The sequence below is a fragment of the Kushneria indalinina DSM 14324 genome (genome assembly GCF_003385845.1).
Classification (GTDB): domain Bacteria; phylum Pseudomonadota; class Gammaproteobacteria; order Pseudomonadales; family Halomonadaceae; genus Kushneria; species Kushneria indalinina.
In genome coordinates, this window is sequence record NZ_QRDJ01000008.1 from 390,233 (window position 1) to 407,267 (window position 17,035).

Genomic DNA, 17,035 nt, shown 5'->3' on the forward strand with positions numbered 1-17,035 from the left:
GGAAAGGAGCGAGCAGCAATGTCAATGGTGCAACGCAGCACATCCCAACAGAACACGGATACGCAGGAGACACCGGTGATGCAGGCCGCCATGGGCGATCGTATTGCCATCGAGGATATTTACCCGGACGTCGAGCAGGGGCGTTTTGCCGCCAAGGCCATCGCCGGGCAGCCGGTCACCGTCACCGCGGTCATCTTTGCCGATGGCCATGATGTGCTGGCCGCGCGCGTGCGCTGGCGCTGCACGCAGGGCAATGCGCCACACACGGCCGCGGAAGATGACTGGCACAGCGAAACACTGACGCTGGTCAGACCGCTGGGCAACGATCTGTGGGAGGGTACCTTTACGCCCACCGCGACCGGCGCCCACGAGTTCGTGATTGAAGCGTGGTGGGATCTCTACGGCACCTATCACTACGAGCTGAGCAGGAAGCACACCGCCGGCATCTCGATCGCGCTGGAGCTGCGCGAAGGCCACGACCATGTTTCCCGGGCGCTGGAGCGTGTGGCCCCCGGCAGCGAACAGGCCAGTGCGCTTGAAGCACTGCTGGCGCAGCTCAAGGGCGCTGTCGATGAGAGTGAGCAGGTCGCGCTGTTGCTGTCGCGGGATACGCTGTCGCTCATGCAGCAGTGTGATCCGCAGCATCACCTGAGTCGCAGTGCGGCCATGCCGCTGGAAGTTGATCGCGAGCTGGCAGGCTTTGCCAGCTGGTATGAGCTCTTTCCCCGCTCGGAAAGCCCGGAACCCGGTCGCCATGGCACGTTCAACGATGTGCACGCTCGGTTGCCGATGATCCGTGATATGGGCTTTGATGTGCTCTATTTTCCGCCCATTCATCCCATCGGTCACACCCATCGCAAGGGCCCCAACAACACGTTGACCCCCGGCCCCGATGATCCGGGCAGCCCCTATGCCATCGGCAATGAGGACGGCGGTCACGAGGCGATCCATCCACAGCTCGGCGCGGTCGAGGACTTTCGCGCTCTGGTGGCCGCCGCCCGTGAGCATGATCTCGAGATTGCGCTGGATTTTGCCATTCAGTGCTCGCCGGACCACCCCTGGCTTGCCGAACACCCCGGCTGGTTTGCCTGGCGCCCGGACGGCACGATCCGCTACGCCGAAAACCCGCCCAAGAAGTATGAAGACATCGTCAACGTCGACTTCTACGCCGAGGACGCCATCCCCGGGCTGTGGCTGGCGCTGCGCGATGTGGTACAGGGCTGGGTGGATGAAGGCGTGAAGATCTTTCGCGTGGACAATCCGCACACCAAGCCCTTCCCGTTCTGGGAGTGGCTGATCGCCGATATTCGCGGCCGCGACCCGGATGTGATCTTTTTTGCCGAGGCCTTTACCCGCCCGGCCATCATGGCGCGGCTGGGCAAGATCGGCTTCACCATGAGCTACACCTACTTTACCTGGCGCAATACCAAGCCGGAGCTGACCGAATATCTGACCCAGCTCAACGAGTCGCCGCTGCGCGAGTGTTATCGGCCCAACTTCTTCGTCAATACGCCGGACATCAACCCGACCTTCCTGCAGGGCTCGGGGCGCCCGGGCTTTCTGATTCGGGCGGCGCTGGCGACCATGGGGTCGGGGCTCTGGGGCATGTATTCAGGCTTTGAGCTCTGTGAGGCGGCGCCGGTGCCGGGCAAGGAGGAGTATCTCGATTCCGAGAAGTATCAGCTGAAAACGCGAGACTACTTTGCCCCCGGCAACATCAGTGCCGAGATCGCCCGGCTCAACTGGATCCGGCGCCAGAATCCGGCGCTGCAGACCCATCTGGGCATCCGGTTTTACACCATCGACAACGACCGCATTCTTTATTTCGTCAAGTCGACGCCGGACATGAGCAATGTGGTGCTGGTGGCCATAAGCCTTGATCCCTTCCACGAGCAGTCCGGCCATTTCGAACTGCCGCTGTGGGAGCTCGGCCTTGAGGATCATGCCGATGTGCATGGCGAGGATTTGATGACCGGTCATCGATGGACCTGGCACGGCAAGTGGCAGAGCACGCACCTGACGCCGCAAATGCCCTTCGGCATCTGGCGCCTTCGCCCGGCGCAGTAAGTCAGCAGGAGACGCGATGGAGCGCACACCGGTGATCGGTACTTCCGGGATCAACACGGGATAGCCGGTGTCGCTTCTTTCTTCAGGCATGACGCAACACGATCGCCTGCGACCACCGGTCGGGGCGAGGAGGAAAATGTCTCATGATGAATGCCAACAATGTATCCGGTTCGTCCCAGCAGGTCATGGCGGCCGGCGAGGGCGAACCCGCCTTTATCAATGACCCGCTGTGGTACAAGGACGCGGTCATTTATCAGGTACACGTCAAATCCTTTTATGACGCCAACAACGACGGTATCGGTGATTTTCAGGGCCTGATCGAGCGGCTTGATTACATCGCGGGTCTGGGCGTCAATACCATCTGGATACTGCCGTTCTACCCATCGCCGCGCCGCGATGACGGCTATGACATCTCCGAGTACTGCGCGGTGAGCCCGGATTACGGCACGCTGGAGCAGGCGCAGGAGTTTATCAAGGAGGCGCATGCCCGCGGGCTGCGCGTGATCACCGAGCTGGTCATCAACCATACCTCCGACCAGCACCCCTGGTTTCAGCGCGCCCGCCATGCGCCCAAGGGCTCGCCGGAGCGCGAGTTCTACGTCTGGTCGGACAGCGACACGCACTACAGCGACACCCGCATCATCTTTCTGGACACCGAGACCTCCAACTGGACCTGGGACCCGGTGGCCGGGCAGTACTTCTGGCACCGCTTCTACTCGCACCAGCCCGATCTGAACTTCGATAACCCCGTCGTCTTCGACGAGGTCATGAAGGTCATGCACTACTGGCTGGAGATGGGCGTGGATGGCCTGCGCCTGGACGCCATCCCCTATCTGGTCGAACGGGAAGGCACCAACAACGAGAATCTGCCCGAGACCCATGAGGTGCTCAAGCGCATCCGGGCGGTGATTGATGAGCATTTCCCCGACCGCATGCTGCTGGCCGAGGCCAATCAGTGGCCCGAGGACACGCGCCCCTATTTCGGCGAGGGGGATGAATGCCACATGGCGTTTCACTTCCCGCTGATGCCGCGCATGTACATGTCGCTGGCCCAGGAAGATCGCTTTCCGATCACCGATATCCTGCGCCAGACCCCGGAGATTCCCGAAAACTGTCAGTGGGCGGTCTTTTTGCGCAACCATGACGAGCTGACGCTCGAAATGGTCACCGATCGCGAACGCGATTATCTCTGGAACCACTACGCCTCCGACCGGCGCGCGCGCATCAATCTGGGCATTCGACGCCGACTGGCGCCGCTGCTGGAGCGCGACCGCCGTCGCATCGAGCTGCTCAACAGTCTGTTGCTGTCGATGCCGGGCACGCCCACGGTCTATTACGGCGACGAGATCGGCATGGGGGACAACATCCACTTGGGCGATCGCGACGGCGTGCGCACGCCCATGCAGTGGACCATGGACCGCAACGGCGGCTTCTCGCGCGCCGATCCGGCCAGCATGGTGCTGCCGCCGATCATGGACGCGCTGTACGGCTTTCAGACCATCAACGTCGAGGCGCAGACCCGCGACCCGCACTCGCTGCTCAACTGGATGCGGCGCATGCTGGCCGTACGCAGCCAGCAAAAGGCCTTCGGCCGCGGCGTGATGAAGCTTTTGTACCCCGCCAATCGTCGCATTCTGGCCTACGTCCGCGAATATACCCATGAAGAGAGTGGGGAAGTGGATACCATTCTCTGCGTGGCCAACGTGTCGCGTTCGGCGCAGGCGGTGGAGCTGGACCTGTCGAACTGGGAAGGCCATGTGCCGGTGGAAATGCTCGGGGGGAGCACCTTCCCGCCCATCGGGCAGCTCAGCTATCTGCTGACCCTGCCGCCCTATGGCTTTTACTGGTTCCTGCTGGCACCGGAAACCACCATGCCGCACTGGCATGCACCGGCCCAGGAGATGATGCCGGAGCTTTTGACCCTGGTGATCAAGCAGCGCCTGGATGAGATCGGCACCGGCCGGACACGTCGCTCGCTTGAAAACGAGAGCCTGCCGCAATATCTGCCGCGCAGGCGCTGGTTTGCCGCCAAGAACAGCACCATCGATCAGGTCAGGCTGGCCTGGGCGGTGGGCCTGGACAGCGCTGCTGTCGATGAGCGCGCTTCAAGCTCGCCGACGATCCTGCTCGGTGAAATCGAGGTGCAGGCTCGCCAGGAGGGCGCAGAACCGACCTCTCCCGAGCGTTATGTGCTGCCCATGGGGCTGATTGGCGAGGACGAAGGCGCACTGTTGCCCCAGCAGCTGGCCATGGCCCGCATTCGTCGCGGCCGGGACGTCGGGCTTTTGACCGATGCCTTTGCGATGCCGGGCTTCCCCCTGGCGGTGGTACAGGCGCTGCGCATGGGCGTGGTGCTGGATCTGACCCGCAACGCGGTGGAAACGGATGCCGAGGCTGCGCGCCCCGGCGAGCTGCATTTCCGCTCTACCTCGCTTTTAAGCGAGCTGGAGATGGCCCCGCACGAAGCCGAGATGCGCTATCTGAGCGCCGAGCAGTCCAACAGCTCCGTGATCATCGACGATCGCATGGTGCTCAAGCTGATTCGTCGCATCGAAAGCGGCGTCCATCCCGAAGCGGAGATGGGACGGTATCTGACCGAGCGCGGCTTTACCCATATCGCACCCATGCTGGGGGAAGTCACCCGCATCGATGATCAGGGCGTGCCGCACGTGCTGATGGTGCTGCAGGGCTATATCGACAACCAGGGCGATGCCTGGGAGTGGACGCTCAATACGCTCGAACGTGCCATTCGCGATGTCAGCGAAATGGTGCAGGCCGATCAGAATGACGTCTACGACCCGCTGGCCACCATCACTGGTTTTGCCGGTCTGCTGGGGCAGCGGCTGGGTGAAATGCACACCCTGCTGGCCATGGACACGCCGGAGTCCGATTTCGCCCCGGAGATCGCCGATGAGGCCCGAACGCGTGAATGGGCCGACGGCGTGCGCGCCCAGATTGGCCGGGCCATGGAGGTCCTTGAAAGTCACAAGGGCAGCGCCAGCGAAGAGGACCAGCGGCTGGCCGACTGGCTTCTCGAGCGCCGCGAGGCACTTTCGGAGATGGCGGATTCGTTTGCCCATCACGCCCAGGGCAGCCTCTGCACGCGTACCCATGGGGATCTGCACCTCGGTCAGATCCTGGTATCGCATGACGATGCCTACATCATCGACTTTGAAGGCGAACCTGCCCGGCCGCTTGCCGAGCGTCGCATGAAGAGCAGCCCCCTGCGCGATGTGGCAGGCGTGGTGCGCTCCTTTGACTATGCCTCGGCCATGGCACTGGACAACGCTCACCGGGCCGATGTGGCCCATGATCATGAGGCGGTCAGCCAGGAAGTGATCGTCGACTATCGCCACCGGGTCACCCAGTCGTTTTTGCTGGCCTATCGCCAGGCCACGCATCAGGTGGGGCATCAGTGGCAGTTCGAGGATGGTGCCAGTGCGGCGCTGTCGCTCTTCACGCTGGAAAAGGCGGTCTACGAGATTGCCTACGAAGCAGCCAATCGACCGGCCTGGCTGAGCGTTCCCATGCGTGGTCTGGTCGCACTCTTTGACGAACTGAGCACACGCTCGGGCAATGACATGTCCCAATCAGGGGAGGGTCACCATGACGACTCGCAATAAACAGGACGTTCTCGGCGCGTCAACCGACATCACTTTGCTGAACCCTGACGCCGCGCAGGCGCTGGTCGAGGGTTCGCATGGCGACCCCTTTGCCGTGCTCGGGCCACACGAGGAGGATCATGCCATGGTTGTGCGGGCCTTTCTGCCACGCGCCATCGGGGTGGAACTGCTTGAGCGCGACAGTGATCGCGTCCTGACCCGGCTGCAGCCGGGGCAGGTGCCGGATCTTTTCGTCGGCCGCCTTGACCGGCTGGCCCCTTACCGGCTGCGTATTCGCTGGCCGCACGGCGAAGAAATCGTCGAGGACCCCTATGCCTTCGGGCCGCTGCTGGGCGAGCTGGATCTCTATCTGATCGGCGAGGGCAATCATCGCGAGCTGGGCACCTGTCTCGGCGCGCAGATGATGACGGTGGATGGCGTGAAAGGTGTGCGTTTTGCCGTCTGGGCGCCCAATGCCCGCCGCGTCTCGGTGGTCGGCGAGTTCTGCCAGTGGGACGGGCGGCGCTATCCGATGCGCCAGCGCCAGCCCACCGGGGTCTGGGAGATCTTCATTCCCGGGCTGCCCGAAGGCGCCGTCTACAAGTACGAGATTCTGGGGCAGGACGGCCTTCTGCCGCTCAAGGCCGACCCGGTGGCGCGTGCCACCCAGGCGCCACCCGAAACCGGCTCGGTCGTGGCCGCACCGCTGGCCCATGACTGGCAGGACCAGACATGGATGGCCGAGCGCGCCGAGCGTCACGCGGCCGATGCGCCCATTTCGGTCTATGAGGTGCACGCGGCGTCCTGGCGGCGTCACGGGGGCGACGAGGGCGAGCTCTACAGCTGGGATGATATGGCGCAGTGGCTGATCCCCTACGTCAAGGAGATGGGCTTTACCCATATCGAGCTGCTGCCGATCATGGAGCACCCCTTTGGCGGTTCGTGGGGCTATCAGCCGCTGTCGCAGTTCGCGCCCAGCGGCCGATTCGGCAAGCCACAGGATTTCGCTGCCTTTGTGGATGCCTGTCACCAGGCCGGCATTGGCGTCATCCTCGACTGGGTACCGGCGCATTTCCCGACCGACCCGCACGGGCTGGCGCGCTTTGACGGCACGGCGCTCTACGAGTACCAGGACCCCCGTGAAGGCTTCCATCAGGACTGGAACACCTATATCTACAACCTGGGGCGCCACGAGGTGCATGGCTTCATGCTGGCCTCGGCCCTTTACTGGCTCAAGCACTTCCACGTGGATGCCCTGCGTGTGGATGCGGTGGCCTCGATGCTCTATCGCAACTACTCACGCGAGGAAGGCGAGTGGATCCCCAACCGCCACGGCGGCCAGGAAAATCTGGAGACGATCGACTTTCTGACCCATCTCAATGACGTGGTTCATGAAGAGGCGCCCGGCGCCATCATGATTGCCGAGGAGTCCACGGCGTGGCCCGGCGTCAGTCGCCCGGTGTCAGAAGGCGGGCTCGGCTTTGCCTACAAGTGGAACATGGGCTGGATGCACGACACCCTCAACTACATGAGCGAGGACCCGCTGTATCGCAGCTATCATCACGGCGAGCTGACCTTCTCGCTGGTGTATGCCTTCTCCGAGCACTTCATGCTGCCGATCTCGCACGATGAGGTGGTACACGGCAAGGGATCACTGATCAACAAGATGCCCGGTGATCGCTGGCAGCAGTTCGCCAACCTGCGCGCCTGTCTGTCGCTGATGTGGACCCACCCCGGCAAGAAGCTGCTGTTCATGGGCTGTGAGCTGGCACAGTTTCGCGAGTGGAGTCATGACCGCGAGCTGGACTGGTTCCTGCTGGGCCACAGTGAGCATCAGGGCATCTCGGATCTGGTCCGTGATCTCAACGGCATCTATACCCGTGAACCGGCCCTGCATGAGCAGGACTGTGTGCCTGAAGGGTTTGAGTGGGTGGTCGGTGATGATGCCCACAACAGCGTGCTGGCGTGGCTGCGATGGAGCCGCGACGGTCAGCCCGTGCTGGTGGTGATCAATCTCACTCCGCAGGAGATTTCAGGCTATGGCGTCGGCGTGCCCACGGCGGGCCACTGGCAGGAGTGTTTCAACAGCAATGCGCAGCTGTATGGCGGTACCGGCACCGGCAACGATGGCGGACGCGAGGCCGAGGCGCGTGAAAGCCATGGTCATCCGTTTACCCTGTCCCTGCATCTGCCGCCGCTGGGCGCCACTATCCTGAAACCCGGGAATGTAGCGCTGAAGTAGTTTCAAAACGGTGCATATGGCGTAGTGCTGCTACGCCATATGCGACAAAACGTGCATCGCGGCCGAGTTTTAAAACTTCTTTAATATAGGGGCAAGCTTATGAAGACAGGGGCAGCCGCCTTGTAACGTCAGCCGCTGGTGGCTGTGTCCGGTCAATGAGACGGGAGGTCGCCATGCACCATCATCGACATTATCCCCTTGGTGAGATTGCCATCTTCATCCTGGTGATCCTGCTTGCCTTCTTCGTATTGATGGCCGGAGATACTCTGACGCCTGATCGAGGCAGTAGTATGCCCGCCTGGTGCGAGCACCATGACGGGCATTGTCCCGGCGTTTCAGGCGACCCGGCGCGCAGCCTTGATGGCTAGCCGGTACGCCCGGGTTTTCCGGTGAGATCAGTTCTCGAGTGCGTCACCGGCACGCTGCAGCAGATTGGAAGTGGCCTGGCGGGTATCCTGCCAGGCGCTGCTGGCGGCGTCGCTGGTCTGTTGCCAGGTCTGTGAGGCCTGCTGACGCGCATCCTGCCACCAGTCATTGCTCCATGTGGGCTGTTGCTCAAGCGCTTCACGATCGAGATTGACGATAACGCTGTACTCGATCTCGTCGAGATCGGTATCGCTGCTGGTATCGACCGTAAAATCACCGCGCTGGATGACATAGCCATGGTCCTGCGTCGCAGAGCCCTCGTCATCGGCTTCGATCACAATGGCCTGCAGGGTCATGTCATCGCCAAACAGCAGATCTTCCACTTCACCTATGCTCTCTGTGTCACCCTGAAGGTGTACCTGGGCATCCATCAGTCTGTCGGCAGAGTAGAGCCCTTGGGTGGCGGGCTGGTCGTCGGCCTGGGCGATCGCGGCGGCGCTCATCATAACAGCGCCGGCGAGAAGAGAACGTTTAAGCATGGGGGTCATCCTTTTGTCATGTTTGCGTCAGGATCATGGCATCCGGAGGGCGGGCCTGCCTGATGTCCCTACAGGTTGTCAGCTTCTTTTAAGCCGCTACGACGATTTAAGCGGATCGTGCCCCCAGTTCATCAGCGAATAGCGCCAGCGCGAGGTCTTTTTGTCCTCTTTCTGCGGCGGCTGCTTGAGGTGACGGGCCACGTACTGATTGACCTTTTTCATGTGGCTGTAGTCCTCGTCATCAAGCTCGGCCTTGCGCTTTCTCTTGATCTCGACGATGCGCCGGCCGGACTGATGGCCGGTGGATTCTCCCTCGCTGCTGTCACCCACCGATTTTGACTCGTCGCTTTCCAGCCACTCTTCAAGCTCTTTTGGCGCCATATTGACGCTTTCCCTGAAATCCTGGTAGATGGCTTCCCTGTCGTCACTCATGGGGTGCTCCCTGACCCTGATAATGTATCGTCGTCTCTGGCAAGGCTCAGGCCTTGCGCAGTTCCTTGTGCAGCTTGAGCACGCGGTCACCGTCATCCTGCTTGATCATGTAGGCCGGCTCGTCCTCGGTGGCGTTGCGGTTCACGTCGCTGCCCTTGATGCGCCGGGTCACCCTGTCGGTGTATTTGCGGGTGACCTTGCCTTCGGTCCAGTTGTCGCCCCATTTCCATTTCACACGCTGGCGCTGACGGTAGTGTTCGCCCATGAAAACGCTCCCTGTTGAATCATTGCGGTGTGTCCATTCACACACTCTTGAAACGCTGCCCTGCCTGTCTCTGGCTCGGGCAGGGGGAAGGCTCAAGGGGACTAGTCGGTGCGGTCGCTGCGACTGTCGCTTTCCACGCTGCTGGCATCGGTAAAGGCATTCTGGCCGATATCCTTGTCGTCGCGTGCCACGGTGTCGGCCGCCCAGGCGCCGCGCTTGCCCATTGGCCGTGGTTTGCCGGTGGTCGTGTCCTTTTTGGTCTGGCGCTCGAGTTCGCAGTTGAGCGCCGCGCCCAGCAGCACGATAAAGGCCGACAGCCAGAACCACAGCAGCAGTACCATGACCGCGCCGATGGTGCCGTAGGTCTGGTTATAGTTGCCGAAGTTGCGCACGTAAATGGAAAAGCCGATCGAGCCCAGCGCCCAGAGCAGCGTGGCCGTAATGGAGCCGACGCTTAGCCAGCCCACTCGGGAAGGGGCCCGGTCGGGCCCGTAGCGGTAAAGGATGGTGATGGCGCTGATGACCAGCAGCAGCAGGATCGGCCAGCGAATATAGGTTAAAAGGGTGGCCAGGGTGTCACCAAACGGCAGCCAGGCGATCAGCGGCGGCAGTATGGCAATGGTGCCCAGCGTCAGAATGGTCATCACCATCATGGCGCCGGTCAGAAACCAGGTCATCAGGGTGAGCTTGATCAGGCCACGCTCTTCCTTTTCGCCATAGATGATGTTGAGCCCGGCCATCAGCCCGCGCATGCCCTTGGAGGCGCTGTAGACCGTAAAGGCAAGGCCTGCCACGGCCGTAATGCTCATGCCGGCCCCGGCGCTGTTGTTCACCGACAGTGCCTGCTGTCGAATGATGCTGGCGGCGTCTTCGGGGAGCACGCTGCTGAGCATTTCGATCTGGCCCTGCACCTGCTGGGGATCAAAGGCCAGACCCCAGATTGAAATGAAGGCAGCGATGGCCGGAAAGATTCCCAGAAAGGCGTAAAAGGCGATGCTGGCCGCGATCAGGGTGGCGTGATTGGCTTCTACCTGGCGTTTGACGCGAAAGAGCGTGTCCTTCCAGCCGCGCCCCGGCATGGCAAGCGGCGAACCGGAGTCGTGTCCACGGTCCTTGCCGTGAGGCTTGTCGGTGGTGTCCTGCATGATGTGATTACCCCGGTTGAACGATTCAGACAGGCGCTTAATGCTTTCGGGTGCCTGATGTATAAATGAAATACCCTGTGGGGGGCGTCTCCCAGTGTAGTGGCAATAATGCCATCATTGAGATTCGAACCAGGTCGCGATGTGTGAAAAATACATGCGTCAGAAGTGCCGGTGCCTCCGTCATGTCATGCTTCAAGGGTCACGTTCTTGGTCAGTGTAGAGCGCAGGGAAGGTTTCAACATCAAGATCTCGCGCGTGCTCAGGGAGGCTACCGAGCATGGGCTGGATCTGTATCTGTTTGTGCCCGCAGAGATCGATCTGCATCGCAATGTCGTCTCCGAGGGGAGCTTTTATCACAACGCCATACATTTAAAGCGCACCTACTACAGTAACCAGCGCCATCTGCCGCTGGCCCACAGCCGGCTGGCGCGTCGCGATCGTCAGTCGCCCGAGCGTTATCGCCTGAGCCTGAGTCTTTATGCCTATCAGTATGTGGTCGCACTCGAGCGTCTGATCGCCCCGCTGGAAGGGAATCGTGACCGGGTCACCGTAGAGTCACTTGAAGAGGTCGTCGAGCTGGCGCGCAGCGTCCCCAGGCGCATGCGTCGCAATCGTCCCGCTGATGACAGCCAGCTCAAGTACTTCATCAATATCGACAACTATCTCTCCTGGATTACCGAGCAGCGGCTTTTGAAGCTGGTGGCTGCACTGCCCGAGCTCGATGACTCACAGGCCTTCGCGCGCGCCTCGCTGCTGGAGATCTGCCGGTTTGAAAACCGCTACCGCGATGAGCATCAGTACAACTCGACTCGCGCCGCCCAGAGTCCGTCGCGCATTTCCAACAAGATGCGCCTGCTGCGGCGCCTGATCGAATATCCCGTTACCCTCAAGCAGAAAACACGCGAGCTGGGCGCCTGGGAGGAGCGTGGCGTCAAGGCACTGGCGACCGGGGTGGTGATGCTGGTGATTTCGGTGATGATGCTGGAAGCACGCAATCTGGTGGGGGATCTGACCCTGCGCTTTGTGTTGATACTGGCGCTTTTGTACGCCATGCGCGAGGTTTTCAAGGAGGATCTGCGCAACACGCTGTGGCGCTGGCTGCGCCGCGGTCGGGCCAAATGGATGCGCCAGTATTTTGATGTGCACAGCAATGAGATGGTCGGCCAGCAGCGCGAGTGGCTCGACTATGTCCGCTTCAAGCGGCTGGACGACGATATTCGTGTGACCCGGGGGGGCGGCGTCACCCAGCGTGAAGAGGTCATTTTGCAGTATCGAAGCCGCTCGAAAATGTTGCCGACCCGGTTTCTCAGCGGCTATGAAGAGACCCGCGAGATCATGATGCTCGATCTTTCCATGATCGCGAATCTGCTCGAGGACAGCCATCATCATGTCTATCAGCTCAACGATGATGACGTGGAGCGTGAGGTGGTCGAGCGGCGCTATCAGCTCAACCTGGTGGCGCGCGGTATCCGCGGCTCCCAGAAAACGACCGTCCAGCGCTGGAAAATCAACATGAGCCGCTCGGGGATCGTGGACATCGAAGAGTCCACGCCCTGACGCTGACACGCAACCCCGATAAGGAGAACTCGATGCAGGACGATACCGATCAGATGGCCCGAACGCCCGAGGAGCAGGCACAAGTGGATCAACAGTGCCGATCTCTGGCGCTTTACGAGTTTGAAAGCTGCCCCTTTTGCCGTCGCGTACTGCATGAAATCGAGCGGTTGTCGCTCAATATCGAGCTTCGCAACACGCGTGAGGACCCGAGTGCTCGCGAGGAGCTGCTCGAGGGCGGCGGCCGCACCATGGTGCCCTGTCTGCGTATCACTCAGGAGACAGGCGAAACGCACTGGATGTATGAGTCTGCCGATATCGTGGCCTGGCTGCGCCAGCAGTTTGGCTGATATACCGTTAGCGATAACGATAACCTGTGATGAAAACGTTATTCACAATCGTTCACAAAATGATGGCTGACGGCTGGCAGGTAGTGGCTATGCTGTAGATAAGGTACCGATAAACGAGTCAGACAGCATCGGTACACGTCGGACCATCATGCAGAACAGGTCGGACCATCATGCAGAACAGGAGGTTGGCATGTCAGAGTCAAAGGGCGGCAAGGCAGAAGGCATGATCGACAAGCTTGGCGGCAAGATCCAGAAGGAGACCGGCAAGGCTGCAGGCGACAAGGACCAGATCGAAAAGGGTGAAAAGGATCTGGCCAAGGGCGAACGAAAGGCCAACTCCGACAGCAAAAGCAAGGACTGACAAGCGTTTGCCATGTCTTCTGTGCCGATACAGCGATGACATTGGCAAGATGGCATAATCGTCTACACTAATGCATGCGTATCCTGGATACGCAGATATTGCCCGAACAGGCAGATATCATATTTTCTACATGGAGGTAACTGTCATGGCTACAGATTCCAAGTCTGACAAGGCTGAAGGCGCACTCGACAAGGCAAAGGGCAAGGTCAAGGAAGCCGTAGGCAAGGCAACCGACAAGCCTGGCACTGAAGCAGAAGGCAAGGCCCAGCAGTCGAAAGGGCATGCCGAGAGCGCCAAGGGCAACGTCAAGGACGCTGCCAAGAAGTAACGCTTGCACCGTCAAGAGTTAATGAAAGGGCCGCTTTTAAGCGGTCCTTTCTGTGTGTGGTCAGTTTTTGGTATTCAATGTGCTGACGACGCTATGGCCTGCTCCGGCCCCATCGTACAATCACGGTTTTACTCAGGAGAGCCGATCATGGCCCAGGCAAGTGCACGACATATTCTGGTCAACAGCGAAGCCGAGTGCGAAGCACTCAAAAGTGACATCGAGCAGGGCAGGGATTTTGCCGACGTCGCACGCGAACATTCAAAGTGCCCCAGCGGTCGTCAGGGTGGTGATCTGGGTACCTTCGGCCGCGGCCAGATGGTGCGTGAATTTGATGAAGTCGTCTTTACCGGCGATCTCAACAAGGTGCATGGCCCGGTCAAGACCCAGTTTGGCTACCATCTGCTGGAAGTGACCAGCCGCAGCTGAGCGGTGCATGACGGTCACATCAGGGCTGCCTGTCATGGCAGCCCTTTTTCATGTCCGACGCACAAGGGGCTTGCCGATCGGGCGACACTACGCCCCCGCTGGTTTATCCTGCTGGAGCGAAACGACACTGGTCGTATTATTTGATGAATCATCCGGCACTCTGGTGCTGATTGACTGCAGGACTGTGAGGAAGTGCTCATGAAAGACTGGCTACAAACGCTGCCCAAGGCGGAACTGCATCTGCACATCGAGGGCACGCTGGAACCCGAGCTCATGTTCGAGCTGGCCGCCAGAAACGATGTTGCGCTCCCCTATGATTCCATTGAAGAGGTCCGCGCGGCCTATAATTTCGCCAACCTGCAATCCTTTCTCGATCTCTACTATCAGGGCATGAACGTCCTGCATACCGAGCAGGATTTCTTTGACCTGGCGATGGCCTATTTCGAGCGGGCTCACCAGGACGGCGTGGTCCACGTTGAGCTCTCCTTTGATCCGCAACCGCACCTGTCGCGCGGCGTAGCGATGCGCACGCTGTTTGCAGGTCTGGGGCAGGCGCGTGAAGAGGCCTCGCGCCGCTTCGGAATGTCGACGGCCCTGATCATGAGTTTCCTGCGCGATCGCAGCGCTGATGATGCCATGGACGTGCTGGAGCAGGCCGCCCCCTGGTATGACCAGATTGACGCCATCGGCCTGGACAGCGCCGAGCTGGGCAACCCGCCGGAAAAGTTTACTGCCGTATTCGAGCAGGCCCGGATGCTGGGCATCGCAAGGCTTGCTCACGCTGGTGAAGAGGGCCCGGCGGCCTATATCAGTGGGGCACTGGACGCGCTGGACGTGTGTCGTATCGACCACGGCGTGCGCTGTCTGGAAGACGAGGCGCTGACGGCAAGGCTTGCCAACGAACAGATTCCGCTGACGGTCTGCCCGCTGTCCAATGTCTATCTCAAGGTGTTCGAACGCCTTGAGGACCACACCCTGCCGGCGCTTCTGGATCAGGGGCTGTGCGTGACGCTCAATTCTGACGATCCGGCCTATTTTGGCGGCGGCATGCTCAACAACTTCATGGCCTGCCATGACGCCTTTGGCTGGGATGAAGACGCCTTCAGAGTGCTGGCCCGCAACGCCATTGAAGCCGCCTTCATGGACGAAAATCGTCGCGAAACGCTGCTGCAGGCGCTGGCGGACTGCTGATTACGCCCCGCTCTGGTGAATCATCCAGATGGTCGCGCTGATGGTGATAAAGGAGGTGACCGTGGCGGCCAATAGTGCCGCCGCGCAGAGCTTGTCCATCGAAAAGCGCACACCGAAGATGGGGTAAACGCTCAGCATGGGCGCACTGGCAATCAGGAGTGCGCCCGCCATCAGCTCAGTGTTGTCGATGGGAAATATCTGAAAGCACGCCAACACCAGCAGAGGGTGACAGACCAGCTTGGCCAGCGTGATCTGACCGATATCGCGGTACATGCCCTGAACCTTCAGGCCATAAAGCGTCCCCCCGATGACGAACAGGGCGACCGGCGCCGAAGCATCGGCGAGCATGTCCAGTGCCTTGTAGAACGGCGCCGGGATCGACAGCCCCGACAGGGAAATCAGGGCGCCGCTGACGATGGCGATAATGATCGGATTACGCACCAGACGCCTTGCGGTCGTCATGATTGTTTTTCGAATGGAGATGCCCTGCTGGCTGCCCGCTTCCGCCAGCGCCAGTCCCAGCGGGATCATCATCATGTTCTCGATCAGCATGCACAGGGCCAGCGCCACGCCCGCAGTGGGGCCGATCACCATCACCGCAATGGGATAGCCGATAAAACCGCTGTTGGCGGTCGCCATGCCCATCGCCGAGATGGCGGCGTAATCCAGACGATGACGCTGCACGCGCCAGGCCAGAAAAAGCCCTGCTGAAAACGTCAGCAGTGACCCAAGCCCATAGGCCAGCAGATAGTGGGCATCGAACACATCGGCCAGTGCGTTTTCGCTGAGGGCGCGGATAATCAGTGCCGGCAGGGCAAAATTGACCACCAGACGCCCCAGCCCCTGGATATGCTCCCTTGAGACCACGCCCCACATGACGGCAGCGTATCCGAGAGCGATCAGCATGAAGATCGGGGCAGTAATGCTCAGTACATTCAAGAACCTGACTCCAGGGCAAGCGTTTGACCCCGGGTTGTGGGACGTTCACGTTGATCCGTGAGCGGCTGTCGGGGCGTTGAAAGGTTGTATCGAACGGGTGACGGCGTCAAATCAGCGCCATCCATTGTCTAAAGGAGGTTTGCCATGCGCGCACATTCCATCCATCACGGCACACTGCACTGTTTTCCGGCCGGACTGGCCGATGACCGGCAGCAGACGGTTCATGCCGAAGTCTCCGCTGTGGTGTATGACGGTCAGAGGTTAATCCTCGGTAGCGACAAGCCGATTCCCGGCGCCGAACGTTCCTCGGTCTTTGCCGTTGATATCGATGATCAGGGCCATCCGCAGGAAGACACGCTGGCCTACTATACCCAGCCACTGATTCGTCAGGCGATCAAATACGAGGATTTTGCGCTGACCGTGGATGGTCGCCATGTATTGGCCACCACTGGCTTTGATCGCATTCACTCCGAGGATCACTCCCTCAACGATTACAACCATCTGCTGATCTGGCCGCTGGGCGACCCGGACCGGGTGCAGGTCGTTGACCCGGACCCGCGTGACGGTGTGGAAGGTTCACTGGAGCTGCGCCAGCGGCTGACGGCGGCCATCGGCATGCCCTATTACAAGATCGAAGGCCTGGCGGCCATTCCGAGCGATGAAGGCGATGGTCTGCTGCTGTTTGGCGTGCGGGAACAGGGGCAGCATTTTGATGACTTCAACTATGTCTGCCGCGTGGTCGGCGCCCACTACCGGATCAACGAACAGGGGCAACTGGTGTTTCTCGATGAGATGCGCGAGCACTACGCCTTTGATCCGGGTCGGTTTGAGGCCGTTGAGCACCTCTGTGGCCTGTCGAGCCTTGAATATGATCCGTATAACCACCGGCTTTATCTGATGACCAGCTTTGAAAACGAGCAGGGCGGCATCGACAGTATCGGCGGCTATCTCTGGGTGATCAACATGGCCGATTTTGAACGCGGCAGGGCACCCGCGCTGGTGGAAAACGAAGCCGGGGCACCGCTGGTGTTCACCCACAAGGCCGAGGGGCTGGCCGTGCTGGATCACGAGCGCCTGTTCGTCGCCTACGACAATGATCGGGAGCTGGCGCTGGGCGATCATGACCCGGAGCGCGAGCAGAAGTATGCCTGCGAGGCCCCCTGGACGCTTTTACAAATGATCCAGTAACCCCCCGGGGGTCAACCGCGGCGCCCGGGGCTGATATCAT

At 60.6% G+C, this 17,035-nt stretch carries 16 protein-coding genes; 11 read left to right on the top strand and 5 right to left on the bottom strand.

The window, feature by feature from the left end; genetic code table 11:
* Positions 1-18 precede the first annotated feature (18 nt).
* From C8D72_RS12795 to C8D72_RS12810, 4 genes are all read left to right on the top strand, one after another.
* A complete protein-coding gene (locus tag C8D72_RS12795; RefSeq protein WP_115854809.1) occupies positions 19-2,067 on the top strand; it encodes an alpha-1,4-glucan--maltose-1-phosphate maltosyltransferase in 2,049 nt (682 codons plus the stop codon).
* 143 nt (positions 2,068-2,210) lie between these two features.
* Positions 2,211-5,690 carry a maltose alpha-D-glucosyltransferase gene (gene treS / locus C8D72_RS12800; protein WP_115854810.1) on the top strand — a complete coding sequence of 1,160 codons (3,480 nt, stop codon included), beginning with the start codon at positions 2,211-2,213 and terminating at the stop codon, positions 5,688-5,690.
* Positions 5,674-7,911 (top strand): 1,4-alpha-glucan branching protein GlgB, encoded by a 2,238-nt coding sequence (gene glgB / locus C8D72_RS12805; protein ID WP_115854811.1) that lies wholly within the window; start codon positions 5,674-5,676, stop codon positions 7,909-7,911. The genes treS and glgB overlap by 17 nt, the downstream gene beginning before the upstream one ends.
* Before the next feature lie 173 nt (positions 7,912-8,084).
* Positions 8,085-8,279, top strand: a complete 195-nt coding sequence (locus C8D72_RS12810) for a hypothetical protein (protein WP_115854812.1) — start codon at positions 8,085-8,087, stop codon at positions 8,277-8,279.
* Positions 8,280-8,306: 27 nt separating this feature from the next.
* On the opposite strand, the gene C8D72_RS12815 is transcribed toward C8D72_RS12810, so the two are convergent.
* The 4 genes from C8D72_RS12815 to C8D72_RS12830 all read right to left on the bottom strand — a co-directional run bounded on the left by C8D72_RS12815 (position 8,307) and on the right by C8D72_RS12830 (position 10,658).
* Positions 8,307-8,816 (bottom strand): PRC-barrel domain containing protein, encoded by a 510-nt coding sequence (locus C8D72_RS12815; protein WP_115854813.1) that lies wholly within the window; start codon positions 8,814-8,816, stop codon positions 8,307-8,309.
* A 96-nt stretch (positions 8,817-8,912) separates the two neighbouring features.
* Positions 8,913-9,248, bottom strand: a complete 336-nt coding sequence (locus C8D72_RS12820; protein ID WP_115854814.1) for a DUF3140 domain-containing protein — start codon at positions 9,246-9,248, stop codon at positions 8,913-8,915.
* Between the two features lie 46 nt (positions 9,249-9,294).
* The gene (locus C8D72_RS12825) at positions 9,295-9,513 is read right to left on the bottom strand and encodes a hypervirulence associated TUDOR domain-containing protein (protein WP_115854815.1); all 219 of its coding nucleotides are present in this window, start codon (positions 9,511-9,513) and stop codon (positions 9,295-9,297) included.
* 101 nt (positions 9,514-9,614) lie between these two features.
* Entirely contained in the window at positions 9,615-10,658 is a 1,044-nt protein-coding gene (locus tag C8D72_RS12830) for a YihY/virulence factor BrkB family protein (RefSeq protein WP_115854816.1), read from the bottom strand.
* Between the two features lie 207 nt (positions 10,659-10,865).
* Between C8D72_RS12830 and C8D72_RS12835 the strand changes: the two genes are divergently transcribed.
* The 6 genes from C8D72_RS12835 to C8D72_RS12860 all read left to right on the top strand — a co-directional run bounded on the left by C8D72_RS12835 (position 10,866) and on the right by C8D72_RS12860 (position 14,868).
* Positions 10,866-12,215, top strand: coding sequence for a hypothetical protein (locus C8D72_RS12835; RefSeq protein WP_115854817.1), 1,350 nt, complete (start codon positions 10,866-10,868; stop codon positions 12,213-12,215).
* Between the two features lie 32 nt (positions 12,216-12,247).
* On the top strand, positions 12,248-12,562 hold the full coding sequence (locus C8D72_RS12840) for a glutathione S-transferase N-terminal domain-containing protein (protein ID WP_115854818.1): 315 nt from the start codon (positions 12,248-12,250) through the stop codon (positions 12,560-12,562).
* Between the two features lie 190 nt (positions 12,563-12,752).
* Positions 12,753-12,923 carry a CsbD family protein gene (locus C8D72_RS12845; protein ID WP_115854819.1) on the top strand — a complete coding sequence of 57 codons (171 nt, stop codon included), beginning with the start codon at positions 12,753-12,755 and terminating at the stop codon, positions 12,921-12,923.
* Between the two features lie 145 nt (positions 12,924-13,068).
* Complete coding sequence (locus C8D72_RS12850) at positions 13,069-13,251, top strand: CsbD family protein (RefSeq protein ID WP_115854820.1); 183 nt, start codon at positions 13,069-13,071, stop codon at positions 13,249-13,251.
* Between the two features lie 147 nt (positions 13,252-13,398).
* Complete coding sequence (locus C8D72_RS12855; RefSeq protein ID WP_115854821.1) at positions 13,399-13,677, top strand: peptidylprolyl isomerase; 279 nt, start codon at positions 13,399-13,401, stop codon at positions 13,675-13,677.
* 198 nt (positions 13,678-13,875) lie between these two features.
* Entirely contained in the window at positions 13,876-14,868 is a 993-nt protein-coding gene (locus tag C8D72_RS12860) for an adenosine deaminase (RefSeq protein ID WP_115854822.1), read from the top strand.
* On the opposite strand, the gene C8D72_RS12865 is transcribed toward C8D72_RS12860, so the two are convergent.
* Positions 14,869-15,807, bottom strand: a complete 939-nt coding sequence (locus C8D72_RS12865; RefSeq protein WP_245955255.1) for an AEC family transporter — start codon at positions 15,805-15,807, stop codon at positions 14,869-14,871.
* Between the two features lie 144 nt (positions 15,808-15,951).
* Between C8D72_RS12865 and C8D72_RS12870 the strand changes: the two genes are divergently transcribed.
* Complete coding sequence (locus C8D72_RS12870; RefSeq protein ID WP_115854823.1) at positions 15,952-16,995, top strand: hypothetical protein; 1,044 nt, start codon at positions 15,952-15,954, stop codon at positions 16,993-16,995.
* Positions 16,996-17,035 lie beyond the last annotated feature (40 nt).